Here is a 14,717-nt window from a genome sequence, read left to right on the forward strand (position 1 = left end):
CACGGAGTCCGGAAAGTGAGTGCAGACAGATGCAACCGACGTTCGTACTGGTTCACGGAGCTTTCGCGAACTCCTTCTCCTTCGCACCTCTCCAGGCCGAACTCGGCCTCCTCGGGCACCGTTCGGTCGCCGTCGACCTTCCGGGGCACGGGTTCGCCGCGACGTACCCGCGCGCCTATCAGGCGCCGCAGGATCTCGCAGGGCTCGCCACCGCGCCCGGGGCGATCAAGGGCGTCACCCTCGCCGACAACGCCGCGCACCTGATCGGGATACTGGAGCGGGCCAAGCGGAACGGGCCCGTCATCCTCGTCTCCCACAGCCGCGGCGGCATGACGGCCACCGTCGCGGCCAACCAGCGGCCCGACCTGATCGACCGCATCGTCTACGTTTCCGCCTGGTGCCCCGTCGACCTCGACGTCAGCGCCTACTACGCCGAGCCCGAGATGGCCACGGTCGACTCCACCGGCCTGGCATCGGCGATGGTCGGCAACCCTGCCGAGCTCGGGCTGCTGCGCTCCAACTTCCGCATCGCCGACCCCGGCGTCCTCGCGGCCTTCAAGGCGGCCTTCCTCGCCGACGGCACGGACGAGGAGTTCATGGTCTTCCTCAACACCTTCCAGCCCGACGAGAACCTCGACGTCGGCACACCCGACGACCGGGCACAGGCCGGCACCTGGGGGCGGATCCCCAAGACGTACGTCCGGCTGACCGAGGACACCAGCGTGCCGCTCGCCATGCAGGACCGGATGATCCGCGAAGGAGACGCGCGGACGCCGGAGAACCCCTACGACGTCCGTACGCTCACCAGCAGCCACCTGAAGTGGCTGGTCGACCCGGCACCGGCGGCCCGGACCCTTGGCGAACTCGCCGCGCTCCTGCCCGGCGCGTCGTGACGGAAGCCGGCTGACCGCCGCGGCCGAGGAGAGCGTCGCCGGGCGCCGGACGGCGGTCGTGCGATGCTGGTGCGGTGATGCTGTCGGACCTGGTTCGGCTCCGCCGGGCCCGTGACCTGATGGACCGCGACTACGCGGAGCCGCTCGACGTGCCCGCGTTGGCGCGCGCGGCCCACATGTCGCCCGGCCACTTCTCCCGCAGCTTCCGCGCCGCCTTCGGCGAGACCCCGTACAGCTACCTGATGACACGCAGGATCGAGCGGGCCAAGGCCCTGCTGCGGCGCGGCGACCTGTCGGTGACGGAGGTCTGCTTCGCGGTCGGGTGTACGTCGCTGGGGTCGTTCAGCTCACGGTTCACCGAACTGGTGGGGATGAGCCCGAGCGCGTACCGGGCAAGCCCGCATGAGCAGGGCGCGCCCATCCCGGCCTGCGTCGCCAAGATCTTCACGCGGCCGGTCAGGAACGCGGAGCCGGCCGCTGACGCCCAAGCGGTCAGGCGCGGGGAAGAACCGGTCAGAAACGGAGAAGCGAACCCCGGGGCCCGCCCGTAGCGTGAGCCGCATGGACATCACACTTTCGCAGTGTTTCATCGCCGTCGACGATCATGACAAGGCGCTCGCCTTCTACCGGGGCGTGCTCGGCCTGGAGGTGCTCAATGACGTCGGGTTCGAGGGGATGCGCTGGGTGACGGTCGGCGCGCCGTCGCAGCCCGGCGTGGAGATCGTCCTGGAACCGCCGCTCGCGAACCCGAACGCCTCGCAGGCCGACAAGCAGGCCATGGCGGAACTGCTGGCCAAGGGCATGCTGCGCGGCGTGATCTTCTCGACCGACGACCTCGACACCACCTTCGAGCACATCAGGGCCTCGGGCGCCGAGGTGCTGCAGGAGCCGATCGACCAGCCGTACGGGGTCCGCGACTGCGCCTTCCGCGACCCCGCGGGCAACATGCTGCGCTTCACCCAGCGCCGCGGCTAGGTCGGGCGCTGGCGGGAGCACCGGCCGGCCATCGCGCCGGCCGGTGCTCCCGCTCGCGCCCGACCCGCTCGCGCCCGACCCGCTCGCGCCCGACCCGCTCGCGCCCGACCCGCCCCGCGCCCCGGCTCAGCCCCGCGAACCAGGCGTACCGCTCGAAGCTGGTTGAATCGAGCCCGGCGATGTCGGCGGAGACCGCGAAGGCGGCCCGGTCGGCCGCCCCTGGCCAACAGGTCCCGGTCGGCCGGTCCCGGTCGGCCGGCGCGCCCGGTTCCGACCCGCCCCGGGCCCCGGCAGGCCCCGGCAGGTCCCGCCACCAGGCCCCCCGTCCGAGGTGGCCCGAACCCGACAGATGGAGACACAGTGAGCACAGCCACCAGGACGGACACGCAGTCGCCCGCGTCGCCCGCGCCGCACCCCGCCGACAGTCACGACTGGATCCGCGTGCACGGCGCGCGCGGGAACAACCTCAAGGACGTCAGCGTCGAGATACCGAAGCGCCGGCTGACGGTGTTCACCGGCGTCTCCGGCTCGGGCAAGAGCTCCCTCGTGTTCGGTACGGTCGCCGCGGAGTCGCAGCGGCTGATCAACGAGACCTACAGCGCGTTCGTCCAGGGCTTCATGCCGACCATGGCGCGGCCGGAGGTGGACGTCCTCGAAGGGCTGACGACCGCGATCATCGTCGACCAGCAGCGGATGGGCGCGGATCCCCGTTCCACGGTCGGCACCGCCACCGACGCCCACGCGATGCTGCGCGTCCTCTTCAGCCGGCTCGGGCAGCCGCACATCGGCTCGGCCCAGGCGTTCTCCTTCAACGTCGCCTCGATCAGCGGGTCGGGCGCGGTCACCGTGGAGCGCGCCGGTGAGACGGTGAAGGAGCGGCGCAGCTTCAGCGTCACCGGCGGCATGTGTCCGCGCTGCGAGGGCCGGGGCGAGGTCACCGACATCGACCTCACCCAGCTGTACGACGACGGCAAGTCGCTCAACGAGGGCGCGCTCACGATCCCCGGTTACAAGCCGGGCGGCTGGAACTACCGGCTCTACACCTCGTCGGGCTTCTACGACCCGGACAAGCCGATCCGCGCGTACACCGAGAAGGAACTGCACGACTTTCTTCACCGGGAGCCGACCCGGATGAAGATCGAGGGCATCAACATGACCTACGAGGGGCTGATCCCCCGGGTCCGTAAGTCGTACCTCGCCAAGGACCGTGCGGCCATGCAGCCGCACATCCGGGCGTTCGTGGACCGGGCGGTCACCTTCACCTCGTGCCCGGAGTGCGACGGCACCCGGCTCAGCGAGGCGGCCCGGTCGTCGCGGATCGGCGGGACCAACATCGCCGAGGCCTGCGCGATGCAGATCAGCGACCTGGCCGAGTGGATCCGCGGCATCGAGGAGCCGTCGGCGGCGCCGCTCCTCGCGACCCTGCGGCGGACGCTCGACTCGTTCGTGGAGATCGGGCTGGGCTATCTCTCGCTCGACCGGCCGGCGGGCACGCTGTCGGGCGGCGAGGCCCAGCGCGTCAAGATGATCCGCCATCTCGGCTCCTCGCTCACCGATGTCACCTACGTCTTCGACGAGCCCACCACGGGCCTGCACCCCCATGACATCCAGCGGATGAACGACCTGCTGCTGCGGCTGCGGGACAAGGGCAACACGGTGCTCGTCGTGGAGCACAAGCCGGAGACGATCGCGATCGCCGACCATGTCGTCGACCTCGGCCCCGGCGCCGGTACGGCGGGCGGCGCGGTCTGCTTCGAGGGCACCGTCGAGGGGCTGCGGGCGAGCGGCACCCTCACCGGGCGGCACTTCGACGACCGGGCCGCCCTCAAGGAGACCGTACGGACCCCGGCCGGCGTGCTGCCGGTCCGCGGCGCCACCTCCCACAACCTGCGCGACGTCGACGTGGACATCCCGCTCGGCGTGCTCTGCGTCGTCACCGGCGTCGCCGGCTCCGGCAAGAGCTCGCTCGTGCACGGATCGATCCCCTCCGGCGCCGGCGTGGTCTCGGTGGACCAGGCGCCGATCCGCGGCTCGCGGCGGAGCAACCCGGCGACGTACACCGGACTGCTCGACCCGATACGCAAGGCGTTCGGCAAGGCCAACGGCGTGAAGCCGGCGCTGTTCAGCGCGAACTCCGAGGGCGCGTGCCCCCATTGCAACGGCGCCGGTGTCGTCTTCACCGACCTGGCGATGATGGCCGGCGTCGCGACCCCCTGCGAGGAGTGCGAGGGGAAGCGGTTCCAGGCGTCGGTGCTGGACCACCACCTCGGCGGCCGGGACATCAGCGAGGTGCTGGCGATGCCGGTGGCAGAGGCCGAGGAGTTCTTCGCGGCCGGCGAGGCGCGCACCCCGGCCGCGCACAAGATCCTCGGCCGGCTCGTCAATGTCGGGCTCGGCTACCTCACCCTCGGCCAGCCGCTCACCACGCTGTCCGGTGGCGAGCGCCAGCGCCTCAAGCTGGCCACCCACATGGGCGAGAAGGGCGGCGACCGCTCCGTCTACGTACTCGACGAGCCGACCGCCGGCCTGCACCTCGCCGACGTCGAGCAGCTGCTCGGCCTGCTCGACCGGCTGGTCGACTCCGGTAAGTCGGTCATCGTCGTCGAGCACCACCAGGCGGTCATGGCCCACGCGGACTGGATCATCGACCTCGGCCCGGGCGCCGGCCACGACGGCGGCCGGATCGTCTTCGAGGGCACCCCCGCCGACCTCGTCGCCGCCCGCTCCACTCTCACCGGCGAGCACCTCGCGGCGTACGTCGGCAGGTGACGCGGGCGCGGTCGGACACCCTCGACCGCCGGCCCCGGCCCCGGCTGCCCTGCTGAGGCCGGGGCCGTGGCGCCACAGGCTCGTAGAGCCGCACGCTGTGGCGGGCCGTACGCCGAGCGGCCCGTACGCCGAGCGGGCCGTACGCCGAGCGGCCCGTACGCCGAGCGGGCCGTACGCCGAGCGGCCCGTACGCCGAGTGGGCCGTCCCGGCCGGTCAGACGGCCGGTACAACGCCGCCTTCGGCAGTCAGCCCTCGCCTCTCCCGTCGGCACGGGGCCCGTCGGCACCCGGACCCTCGGCACCGGGCCTCTCGGCGCCGAACCCCTCGGCGCCGACCGGATTCAGCAGCGGCTCGATTCCCGCGCGCAGGTACGGCAGCAGCGCGCTGTCCGGCGCCGAGGACAGCCCCGGCGACTGAACGGCCAGGCGCAGCAGCGAGATGCCCATCACCCAAGCCGCCAGCAGCTCCGCGCGCACCTGGGCGTCGGGGCCCTCCAGGCGCTGGGCGAAGGTTTCCGAGAAGACGGCCGTGACATGGTCGCGCAGGCGGCCGACCGCCTCCTCCCGGCTGGAGGAACGCAGGATCGTCAGCAGCGGATGCGGCACGTGGTCCTCACCGGGCCCGCTGGACACGAAGTCGCAGACCCACTCCGGGATCCCGTCGAGCTCCAGGCACCGCAGCGGCTCGAACAGGACGCTGCCCTTCGAAACCGCCTCGAACAGCGCTTGCTTTGAGCCGAAGTAGCGGTAGACCAGAGCGGCGTCCACCCCGGCGTCCCTGGCGATGTCCCGGACACTGGTTCCGTCGTAGCCGTATTGGGCGAAACGCCCGAGGGCGGCGCCCAACAGAGCCCGCCGCGTGCCCGCCGCGTCGTATTTGCGGGCCCGTTGGGGACATGCCCCGCCGGACTCGATGTCCTCTGGTTTGTCCATGCGTCATGCCTCCGCCTGTAGCCCCCGCCGGGCCCGTGCCGTACATGCTCACAGTTCAGCCTCTTCAGCCGAAAATCAACGGTCGTTGTCAGCACTTGTTGACGTGCCCTCGGATCACCGCGTTAATTTTGTCAACGAGCGGTGACATTGGCCGCCGCTCCGCAGCTGCTCCGGCCGGACGACGGTGTCTGGTCCGTGTTCTGTCCTCGAAAACGGCCGATGGACCGGTCCACGCGCGCCTCGCTTCCGACCCAGCAGAAGTGGTGATCCGCCTTGTCCAACCGCTCGTCCGACCGCTCGTCCGACCGCTCGTCCAACGGCTCCTCCGACCGCTCGTCCGGCCACTCTGTCGCGCCCGTTCCACCTGTCGCGCGCGTCGCGACCGCCTCACGCGTCGCCGTCATCGGAACCGGATACGTGGGACTGACCACCGGCGCCTGCCTGGCCTCCCTCGGCCACCACGTGGTGTGCGCGGACGCCGACCCCCACAAGGTCGACCGGCTCCGGCGGGGGGAGGTCGACATCCTTGAGCCCGGCCTGCCGGAACTCGTCCGGGACGGACAGGCGTCCGGCCACCTGGAGTTCACCCAGGACACCAAGGCCTCCGTGGCCGGTGCCGAGGTGGTGTTCTTCTGCCTGCCCACCCCGATGGGGGTCGGCGGAGCCGCCGACCTCGCCGCCGTCGAGGCCGTCTCGGACGAGATCCGTACGGCCCTCCCGCACGGATGCGTGGTGGTCAACAAGTCCACCGTGCCCGTGGGAACCGCCGAGCGCGTCGCCGCGCTGCTCGGCCGGCCCGACATCACCGTGGTGAGCAATCCGGAGTTCCTCCGGGAGGGCCACGCCGTGCACGACTTCCTCCACCCCGACCGCATCGTCATCGGCGCCGCCGAGCAGGAGGCGGCCCGGCGCGTCGCCGGCCTGTACGCCCCGCTCGACGCACCGGTGGTGCTGACGGACACCGCGAGCGCGGAGATCGCCAAGTACGCGGCGAACTTCTTCCTCGCCATGAAGCTGTCCTTCGTCAACAACCTCGCCACACTGTGCGAACACTTCACCGCCGACGTGGACGACGTGGTCGCCGCCCTCGGCCACGACCCCCGTATCGGCCCGGCCTTCCTCAAGCCGGGACCGGGCTGGGGCGGTTCCTGCCTGCCCAAGGACACTCACGCGCTCCTGACCGTGTGCGAGGAGTCGGGCGTGGAATTCCCGCTGCTGCGCGCCACGATCGACACCAACCTCGAGCACCAGAGCAGGCTCGTGGAGCGGGTGGTGGCCGAGTGCTCGCCGGGGGCCGGCACTCCGCACGACGCGCGGCCCGGGACCCTGCCCGGGGCCCTGTCCGGCGCACAGCCAGGGGCGCGGCCCGGCGCCCCGTCCGGCGCCCTGTCCGATGGGTCCGGCGGCTCGGCGAACGGCTCACTGCACGGCGTGACGCTGGCCCTGCTCGGCCTGACCTTCAAGGCCGGCACCTCCGACCTGCGCGACTCACCGGCCCTGGCCATCGCCCGCCGGCTACGCGAACGGGGCGCCGAACTGCGCGCGTACGACCCCGCCCTGAGCGAGACCCGCCCCGACCTCAGCGACCTGCTGACGATCGTCGACACCCCGGAGAAGGCGGTGGAGGGGGCCCGCGCCTGCGTCGTCCTCACCGAGTGGCCGCAGTTCCGCGAGCTCGACTGGGAAGCCGTCGCGGGGTTGCTCACGGCCCCGGTCGTCTACGACTTCCGCAACCTCCTCGACCCCGACCGGCTGGCGCGTGCCGGCCTGTCCTGGCAGGGCATCGGCCGTTCCCTGGCCATGGTGAGCTGACCGGTCCGGGCGCCCCTCCTCACACGACAGCCCGAGAACCCACTGACAGAACAACAGAACCAACAGAACTGACAGAAGCGACAGAACTGACAGAAAGGCCCATCGTGCGGGTACTGATCACCACGCTCGGCAGCCCCTCCCACGGGCGCGCCCAACTGCCCCTGGCCCGGGCGCTCGCGGCGGCCGGCCACGAGGTACGGGTGGCCACCACCCAGAAGCTCGCCCCGGTCTTCGAGCAGGACGACGTCCAGGTGACCACGTGCATAGAGGACTTCGATCCGAGCGAGGCCATCAAGCCCCACCTGGCCGAACTCGCCGAACTGGCGGACGCGGACGCCGAAGAGCGGCAGGCGTTCATGACACGCCTGATCACGCAGGCCGTGTCCGGCCCCATGGCGCGGCCGATCCTCGACGCCGTACGTCCCGTGGCACGGGAGTTCCGCCCCGACCTCATCCTCCGCGACGGCATGGACGTGAGCGCGTGCGTGATCGCCGAACAGCTCGGCGTCCCGTGCCTCACCACCCCGTCCGGCGCCGTCAACGTCCTCGACCCCGCCGCGGTACTGCCCGGTCTCAACGCCCTGCGGGAGGAGAACGGGCTGCCCGCCGACGAGGATCCGCGCTCGGTCGTACGGCACGGCCGCGTCGACTACGTTCCGCCCGCCTTCACCTTCGCCCGGCACCTGCCCGCGTCGCCGCTGGCGTACCGTCAGACCGTCGACGTGGAGCGCCATTCCGTCCTGCCGGCGTGGGTGGCGGAACTGCCGGCCGACCGGCCCCTGGTGTTCGCGGCCATCGGCACCGCGCTCCCCGTGTTCGGCGCCACGAAGGACGCGAAGAAGGACAAGGACGCGGCCCCGCCCGTTCCGATCCCCCTGCCGGACCCCGCCGCGACGCTGCGGGACATCATCGGGGCGGCACGACTGCTGGACGAGTGCACGGTCGTCGTGTCGACCTCGGGGATCGCCGTGGACACCGACGGCATACCGGCGCACGTGCACATCACCGAGGGGCTGCCGCAGCCCCTGCTGCTGGAGTCCGTTGACCTGTTCCTCACCCACGGCGGTTTCAACAGCATCCGGGAATCGCTGCGCACGGGTACGCCGCTGGCGGTCCTGCCCCAGTTCGCCGACCAGTACGACAACGCGCGGCGCGTCCAGGAACTCGGGATCGGCCGGGAGATCACCGACCGCACGCCGGAGGGCATCGCCGCGGTCTGCCGCGAGGTGCTGGCCGACCCCGGCAGCCGGGCGAGGGCCCGTCAGGCCCACCTGGCGATGCTGACGCTGCCGGACATCGACAGCGCGGTACCCGATCTGGAGAAGATCGCCGGACAGGCGGCCGCGTCGGCGAGCTGACGCGCCGAGCGGGGGCGGGCGCCGGTGGCGGGCCGTGACCGGGGCGGGCGCCGCCGCCCGCGGCCCGGCGCCGTCGCCGCCCGAAGCTCCGTGTGCCGAGCCGACTGCCCCGTGGGCTCGGGCGCGGGCCGGGCCCGGCCCTGACCGGATCCGGCCTGACCGGCCGGCCCGTCCTGACCGGCCGGCCCGTCCCGACCGCCCCCTCCACTTGGTTCCGGCGCGCGGCCGACGGGGTAGCCCGAACGGGAGCCGTACCCCCGCGGCCGGGCCCACACGCCACCACCCACCGCGACACCGCGGCATGAGCGGGAGAAATGAAGTGACCTCCTCGGACGCGATCCCACGAGAGTCGGCGGACGGTCCGCGCGACGAGCCGGACGCACCACCCGCACGACTGACACACCGTCAGGTCGTGACCGTACTGTCCGGGCTCATGCTCGGCATGTTCCTCGCCGCGCTCGACCAGACGGTCGTCTCGTCCGCGCTGCGCACCATCGCCGACGACCTCCACGGACTGACCGCGCAGGCCTGGGTCACGACCGCCTATCTCGTCACCGGCACCATCGCGACCCCGCTGTACGGAAAGCTCTCCGACATCTACGGCCGCCGACCGGTCTACCTGTGGGCGATCGCGCTGTTCACCGTCGGTTCGCTGCTGTGCGGATTCGCCACGTCGATCCACCAGCTCGCGGCCTTCCGGGCGGTCCAGGGCCTCGGCGGCGGCGGGCTGATGTCCCTCGCCATGACGATCATCGCCGACATCACCTCGCCCCGTGAACGCGGCCGTTACCAGGGCTACATCACGGCCGTCTTCGGCGGTTCCAGCGTGGTCGGCCCCCTCGTCGGCGGCGTCTTCGCGGGCCGGGACAGCCTGCTCGGGATCGACGGCTGGCGGTGGATCTTCCTGGTCAACGTCCCCCTGGCGGTCCTGGCCGTCGTCGTGATCCTGCGCGTGCTGCACGTACCGCACCAGCCCGTGCGGCACCGCCTGGACTACGGCGGGGCGGCGACGCTCGCGATCAGCATCGTGCCCCTGCTCGTCGTCGCCGAGCAGGGGCGGAGCTGGGGCTGGACCTCTCCCCTCGCGCTGGCCATGTACGGCGTCGGGCTGGCCGGTCTGGTCTCCTTCGTCACGCTGGAACGGCGCATGGGGGACGCCGCCCTGCTGCCGCTCAAGCTGTTCCGGATCAAGGCGTTCCGGCTCGGCACCCTCCTGCACTTCGTCGTCGGCATCGGCATGTTCGGGGCGATGACGACGCTTCCGCTGTACCTGCAACTGGCCAAGGGCATGAGCCCCATGGACGCGGGCCTCGCCACGCTGCCCACCATGGCCGCGAACGTGACGGTGACCCTGGTGGTCGGCCGGCTGATGTCGCGGACGGGGAAGTTCAAGGTCCACCTGGTGGCGGGGATCGGCTCCTTCACCGTGGCCATGGTGGTGTTCTCGACGCTCGAGGTGGACAGCCCGCTGTGGTACGTCGCCGTCGGGATGCTGTTCATGGGCGCGGGCCTCGGCGCCTCGATGCAGACCATCACCACGCTGGCCCAGTCCGAGGTGGACCGGCGGGACATGGGCGCGGCGACCGCGTCGGCGAACTTCTTCCGTTCCAACGGCGGTACGGTGGGCGCCGCCGCGTTCCTCTCCATCCTCTTCTCGCTCGCCGGCACCCGGATCACGGAGCGGCTGACCGCCGCCTTCCAGGACCAGCCGTTCCGCCGGCTCGCGGAGGAGCCGGCGAACGCGGCAGCGCTGGACGGCGTGCTACGGCCCGACGGCGGCCTGAACCTGGAGGACTCGGCCTTCCTCCAGGCCCTCGATCCACGGGTGGCCCTGCCGTTCCTCGAAGGCTATGTCAGCGCCATGCAGGCGGTGTTCCTCACCGGGGCGGCCGTGAGTCTGCTGGCCTTCGTGATCGCCGCCTGGCGCGTACCGAACACCAGGCTCTCCGCCGACTGACGCTGATGCCCGGTGGCTGTGGTGACCGGTGATTCGAACTCGTCCGGCTGCCGTCGACGACGCCCGAGCCTCGCCTCAGCCACCGTCGGACGCCGCGGTGTCCGCCTCGGTACGGCGCCGCCCGCGGACCACGAACACCGCCGCCCCCGCCACGGCGATCGCGCCCGCGCCGATCGCCGCGTACGTCCACGCGCCGGGCGGGGACGATGACGGCGGGGCCGCCGCGTCGGCCGGTGCCGGGGACGAGCCGTACGGGCCACCGGTGTCCGCCGCGTCCGCCGTGGCTCCCGGTCGTGCCGGAGTCGTGGCATCGCTGCCGAGGTCGGGCAGGGCGGGCAGCCGCGCGCCCGCCCCGACGACGACCGCGAGGGAGAGGGGATCCATCTCCGTGCCGGGGGCGTAGCGGGTCCCGAAGGTCCTTGCGCCCTGTGACGTGAGCTTCGTGGGGACTTCGGTGAGCGCGGCCAGACCGTTCTTCGGGGTGAGGTCCTCGGCCTCGAACGTGACGACGGGCACGGCGTCGCGCGGCGGACTGCCCTCGGCCGAGTCGACCACATCGGCGTACAGCGTGCCCTTGCCGTCCGCCACCTCGACCCTGACCCCGCTCAGGGTCAGGTCGAGGCCGGTGCCGGTGAAGCGGACGCGCCCGGCGAAGCCCGCGTCGAGCGTGGCCTTCCCGGAGTCGTACGAGCCCTTGCCCCGAGGGAAACGGAACAGCGCGCCGCCGTCCAGCGCGCCGTCGCTCAGCGTCCACCCGCCCTGGGCCACGGGCCCGGTGACGTACTCGCGGTAGGTGCGGCGCACACCCCAGTCGACGGCCGCGTCCCGGATGCCTCCCTCGTCGGCGCGCCGTCCGGAGTCCCGCCCGGAGCCCTGTCCGGAGTCCTGTCCGGGCCGCCCCGAGCGCTCCGGTGCCGTCTCCCGCGGCTTCCCGGGCGCGTCCGGCGCGTCCGGCGCGTCGTCCACCGCCGTGACGTCGACGGACAGGCTGACGGGATCGAGCGGCGTCCCGGCCGTGTAGTACCCCGCGAAGGCGGTGGCGCCCCGCGCCGTGAGGGTCGCCGGAACGCCCGTGAGGGAAACCGGGCCGCCCCCGACCGTCACGTCGATCCCGGACAGGTCGAGCGTGGCCAGCGGGACCTGGGAGGCCGTCGTGAACGTGCCGGATCCCCTCGCCCTGCTGGTCATGTCGGCGTGGAGGGTGCCGCCGCCGCTGTCGCCGCCGCCGATCCGCACGGTGGGGCGGGCGATGGTCAGGTCCAGTCCATGGCTGCCGTCGGCCTTCCGGTGGCCCACGAAGCGCACCCCGCCGGAGAAGGCGGCCCGGAAGGCTCCGGCGCCCGGGTCGTAGGAGCCGGTGGCCGAGTGGAACCGGAACTGGCTGCCCGTCGTGGCCGCGCCCCCGGTCAGCGCCCAGCTCCCTTGCGCGACGGGCCCGGTGACATAGCTCAGGAACGAGGACTTCACGCCCCAGTCGAGCCTGCCGCCCTGCACCGTACGCCCCGCCGCCCGCGCGTCGGGGACGGGCGGCAACAGGGCCGCCGCCAGCGCCACGAGCAGCGCGAGAACGAACGTACGCACAGGTCTGATGGACAGCATGAGGTCACACTCCCGGGGCCGGCCGGCGAGGCTGACCTCATCCATACCCCGGGTCTTCGCCGGAACTCCCGGACGTCCGGCCACTGTCCGCGTCCTCGGCCGGCCACGGAGACCGGCGCGCTCGCCGCCCGGACGTGCTCCAGGTGTGGATCCGGTGCCTGTGTCCGGTCCCGGTTCTCGCGCTCTTCCCGGCCCCGGTAGGGTTCGGACGGTCAGTGGCGGTCAAGGAGCAGAAGGCGACCGATGAGCAGGCTGAGAAGGCCGATTCGGGCAGCGGCGGGGCTCGCGACAGCGGTGGCGCTGTCCCTGACGGCGAGCGGATGCGTGACGGTCCACGGCGAGCTGGCGGTTCTCCCGGCGGCGAAGCCGGGTGAGGCCGAGAAGGCGCTCGAGGACTTCACCGACGCGTACAACGCGGCGGACAAGGCGTACGATCCGGCGCTCGACGCGGACCGGGTGACCGGCGCGCTGGGCGAGATCAACCAGGCCGGCCTCAAGGCGGGCAGCGTCGTCAGCCCGAACGGCAACACACGCCACCAGCCGCTGGAACTGACGGACGCGAAGTACACGATCCCGAAGAAGGCGGGCTGGCCGCGCTGGTTCGTAGCGGACACCACGAGCAACAGGAACCGGCCGGACGGGCCGAAGTTCCGCTGGGTGCTCGCCTTCGTGCGCAACGCGCCGGAGGAGCCGTGGAAATGCGCGTATCTGACGATCCTCCGCCCGGGCGACGTCCCGGAGTTCAAGAAGGACGCGGACGGTTTCGCCGAGTCGGTCGAGCCGGACAGCGAGGCGCTGGCGGTGGCCCCGGGGGATCTGAGCAAGGAGTACGCCTCCTTCCTCAAGAGCGGCAGCCCGGAGCACTTCGCGGACGGCCCGCACACGGACGAGTGGCGGGAGAGCCGGGAGAAGAACGGGCGGCTGCCGGGGCTCACCACGCAGTACGTCGACGAGCCGCTGGGCGACGGGGACTTCGCGCCGCTGGCGATGCGGACGGCGGACGGCGGCGCGATGGCGTTCTTCGCGACGCGGATCTACGAGCGGCAGACGGGCGCGAAGGGTGTGCGGCCGGAGGTGAGCGCGGACGTGAAGGCGCTGATGAAGGGCGAGGTGAAGAACTCGCTCACCAAGAACTGGGTCTCCTCCCAGGCCGCCCTGGTCGCGCCGAACGGCGGTGGCGGCGCGGGCGGCGGCGGTACGGACGCCCCGGCGGTGGACGTGAAGGGCCGGCTCCAGGGGGTCACGGGGGCGACCGGGTCGTAGGCCGACGGGGTTCGTCGGCCGGCGTCGATTACGTGGGCCGGCGCTGATTACGCCCGCTCAGCGCCTCGGGGGCAGGGGCCGGGCATCGGCCGGACGCCGATCAGCGGCCCAGGGGCCAGGCCACCGCGTGCGGGTCCAGTTCGCCGGTCTCACCCGCGTACCGCGCGCACGCGTCGGTCAGCGTCTCCAGCAGCGTCAGCGGGTCCGGCAGCGGGTACTCGGGGCCGCGCACCCAGCGCACCGTCAGGTCGCCGGGCAACCGGGCGGGGGGCACGAGCACATAGCTGCCCCGGCAGTGCCAGCGGAGCCCCGGGTGCTCGTCCATCGTCTCCGGGTGGCAGTCCAGCTCGCACGGCCACCACTCGTCCTCGTCCTCCGGGGTGCCCCGGGTCGCGGTGAAGAAGAGCATCCGGTCCCCGCCGGACTCGGCCACCGGGCCGACCTCGATGCCCTGCTCCAGCAGTCGCTCCAGCGCGCGGCTGCCCGCTTCGAGGGGCACGTCCAGGACGTCGTGGACCATGCCGGTCGCGGTGATGAAGTTGGCCTGCGGGTCGTTGCGGGCCCAGCGCTCGATCTGCGCGCGGTCGGTCGTGGACTGGGTCTGCCAGGCGAACGAGACGGGGTGCCTGGCCGGGGTCGGACACCCGATGCGTTCACAGGAACATCGGTAGCCGACGGGGTGCGCGGCGGGCGAGACGGGCATACCGGCCTCGGCGACGGCGAGCAACAGGGCCTCTCGGCCGGCCGCGCCCGCTTCGAGCGCGGCGGCACCGGCACTCCTCTTCGGACGCCTGCGCAGCCACTGGGGAATCCTGCTCTCCGTGCCGCGGTAGCGGCCGAAACTGTCGCCCATCTATCCCCTCACACTTCACGCTCGCCCCTGCGGACTCTCCCATGGTCGCACCATCCTGCTCCTCACGGGACCGGGGTCCCCAACCGGGGTACGGCCACCCAGGGTCTGCCGCACACCTCAATGAGGTGATATGAGCTGATATGAGGCCGCTGTCGCGGTTCCGTGAACCGGTGGCGTTCACCACATCCGCCCCGTGTGCCTCCACGCGCCCCCGCGCGCCCCCCTCTGGCCGCGCGTTCTTCCCCGGTGACCAAGGGGCCTGGCACTCGGTGCCGCACGCCGCACAGGGCCGCGCAAGGCAGAGC

Annotated in this window: 12 protein-coding genes; 8 read left to right on the forward strand and 4 right to left on the reverse strand. The window is 72.3% G+C overall.

The genetic code is table 11. The features are described 5' to 3' along the window. Positions 1–29 precede the first annotated feature (29 nt). The 4 genes from IG02_RS0114290 (at position 30) to IG02_RS0114305 (ending at position 4,637) form a co-directional block, all read left to right on the forward strand. Positions 30–893, forward strand: a complete 864-nt coding sequence (locus tag IG02_RS0114290; RefSeq protein ID WP_030746455.1) for an alpha/beta hydrolase — start codon at positions 30–32, stop codon at positions 891–893. 77 nt (positions 894–970) lie between these two features. After that, positions 971–1,444, forward strand: a complete 474-nt coding sequence (locus IG02_RS0114295) for a helix-turn-helix transcriptional regulator (protein ID WP_030746458.1) — start codon at positions 971–973, stop codon at positions 1,442–1,444. Positions 1,445–1,454: 10 nt separating this feature from the next. After that, positions 1,455–1,868: a VOC family protein gene (locus IG02_RS0114300; RefSeq protein WP_030746461.1), complete on the forward strand. Its 414-nt coding sequence runs from the start codon at positions 1,455–1,457 to the stop codon at positions 1,866–1,868. Between the two features lie 360 nt (positions 1,869–2,228). Continuing rightward, on the forward strand, positions 2,229–4,637 hold the full coding sequence (locus tag IG02_RS0114305) for an excinuclease ABC subunit UvrA (protein ID WP_030746463.1): 2,409 nt from the start codon (positions 2,229–2,231) through the stop codon (positions 4,635–4,637). A 246-nt stretch (positions 4,638–4,883) separates the two neighbouring features. Here the strand turns inward: IG02_RS0114305 and IG02_RS0114310 are convergent, their stop codons facing one another. Together IG02_RS0114310 and IG02_RS42150 are read right to left on the reverse strand one after the other, a co-directional pair. Continuing rightward, positions 4,884–5,570, reverse strand: a complete 687-nt coding sequence (locus tag IG02_RS0114310) for a TetR/AcrR family transcriptional regulator (RefSeq protein WP_063756781.1) — start codon at positions 5,568–5,570, stop codon at positions 4,884–4,886. 131 nt (positions 5,571–5,701) lie between these two features. Continuing rightward, a complete protein-coding gene (locus tag IG02_RS42150) occupies positions 5,702–5,974 on the reverse strand; it encodes a hypothetical protein (RefSeq protein WP_199814022.1) in 273 nt (90 codons plus the stop codon). Positions 5,975–5,987: 13 nt separating this feature from the next. On the opposite strand from IG02_RS42150, the gene IG02_RS36340 reads away from it, so the two are divergent. The 3 genes from IG02_RS36340 (at position 5,988) to IG02_RS0114325 (ending at position 10,697) form a co-directional block, all read left to right on the forward strand. Beyond that, the gene (locus IG02_RS36340; RefSeq protein ID WP_234314733.1) at positions 5,988–7,382 is read left to right on the forward strand and encodes a UDP-glucose dehydrogenase family protein; all 1,395 of its coding nucleotides are present in this window, start codon (positions 5,988–5,990) and stop codon (positions 7,380–7,382) included. A 104-nt stretch (positions 7,383–7,486) separates the two neighbouring features. After that, a complete protein-coding gene (locus tag IG02_RS0114320) occupies positions 7,487–8,740 on the forward strand; it encodes a glycosyltransferase (protein ID WP_030746469.1) in 1,254 nt (417 codons plus the stop codon). Between the two features lie 412 nt (positions 8,741–9,152). Beyond that, positions 9,153–10,697: an MDR family MFS transporter gene (locus IG02_RS0114325; protein WP_234314734.1), complete on the forward strand. Its 1,545-nt coding sequence runs from the start codon at positions 9,153–9,155 to the stop codon at positions 10,695–10,697. 75 nt (positions 10,698–10,772) lie between these two features. Here the strand turns inward: IG02_RS0114325 and IG02_RS0114330 are convergent, their stop codons facing one another. Then, positions 10,773–12,296 carry an HtaA domain-containing protein gene (locus tag IG02_RS0114330; RefSeq protein ID WP_030746475.1) on the reverse strand — a complete coding sequence of 508 codons (1,524 nt, stop codon included), beginning with the start codon at positions 12,294–12,296 and terminating at the stop codon, positions 10,773–10,775. A 243-nt stretch (positions 12,297–12,539) separates the two neighbouring features. Between IG02_RS0114330 and IG02_RS0114335 the strand changes: the two genes are divergently transcribed. Next, the gene (locus IG02_RS0114335) at positions 12,540–13,559 is read left to right on the forward strand and encodes a hypothetical protein (protein ID WP_030746478.1); all 1,020 of its coding nucleotides are present in this window, start codon (positions 12,540–12,542) and stop codon (positions 13,557–13,559) included. Positions 13,560–13,659: 100 nt separating this feature from the next. Here the strand turns inward: IG02_RS0114335 and IG02_RS0114340 are convergent, their stop codons facing one another. Further along, on the reverse strand, positions 13,660–14,412 hold the full coding sequence (locus IG02_RS0114340) for a bifunctional DNA primase/polymerase (protein WP_030746481.1): 753 nt from the start codon (positions 14,410–14,412) through the stop codon (positions 13,660–13,662). Positions 14,413–14,717: the final 305 nt, after the last annotated feature.

It is taken from the genome of Streptomyces sp. NRRL F-5135 (genome assembly GCF_000719775.1).
GTDB classification, from domain to species: Bacteria; Actinomycetota; Actinomycetes; order Streptomycetales; family Streptomycetaceae; genus Streptomyces; species Streptomyces hebeiensis.

Coding starts and splice junctions, on each gene's coding strand:
- IG02_RS0114290 (WP_030746455.1), top strand. CDS start 30: ATGCAACCGACGTTCGTACTGGTTCACGGAGCTTTCGCGAACTCCTTC.
- IG02_RS0114295 (WP_030746458.1), top strand. CDS start 971: ATGCTGTCGGACCTGGTTCGGCTCCGCCGGGCCCGTGACCTGATGGAC.
- IG02_RS0114300 (WP_030746461.1), top strand. CDS start 1,455: ATGGACATCACACTTTCGCAGTGTTTCATCGCCGTCGACGATCATGAC.
- IG02_RS0114310 (WP_063756781.1), bottom strand. CDS start 5,570: ATGGACAAACCAGAGGACATCGAGTCCGGCGGGGCATGTCCCCAACGG.
- IG02_RS42150 (WP_199814022.1), bottom strand. CDS start 5,974: ATGACGGCGACGCGTGAGGCGGTCGCGACGCGCGCGACAGGTGGAACG.
- IG02_RS0114330 (WP_030746475.1), bottom strand. CDS start 12,296: ATGCTGTCCATCAGACCTGTGCGTACGTTCGTTCTCGCGCTGCTCGTG.
- IG02_RS0114335 (WP_030746478.1), top strand. CDS start 12,540: ATGAGCAGGCTGAGAAGGCCGATTCGGGCAGCGGCGGGGCTCGCGACA.
- IG02_RS0114340 (WP_030746481.1), bottom strand. CDS start 14,412: ATGGGCGACAGTTTCGGCCGCTACCGCGGCACGGAGAGCAGGATTCCC.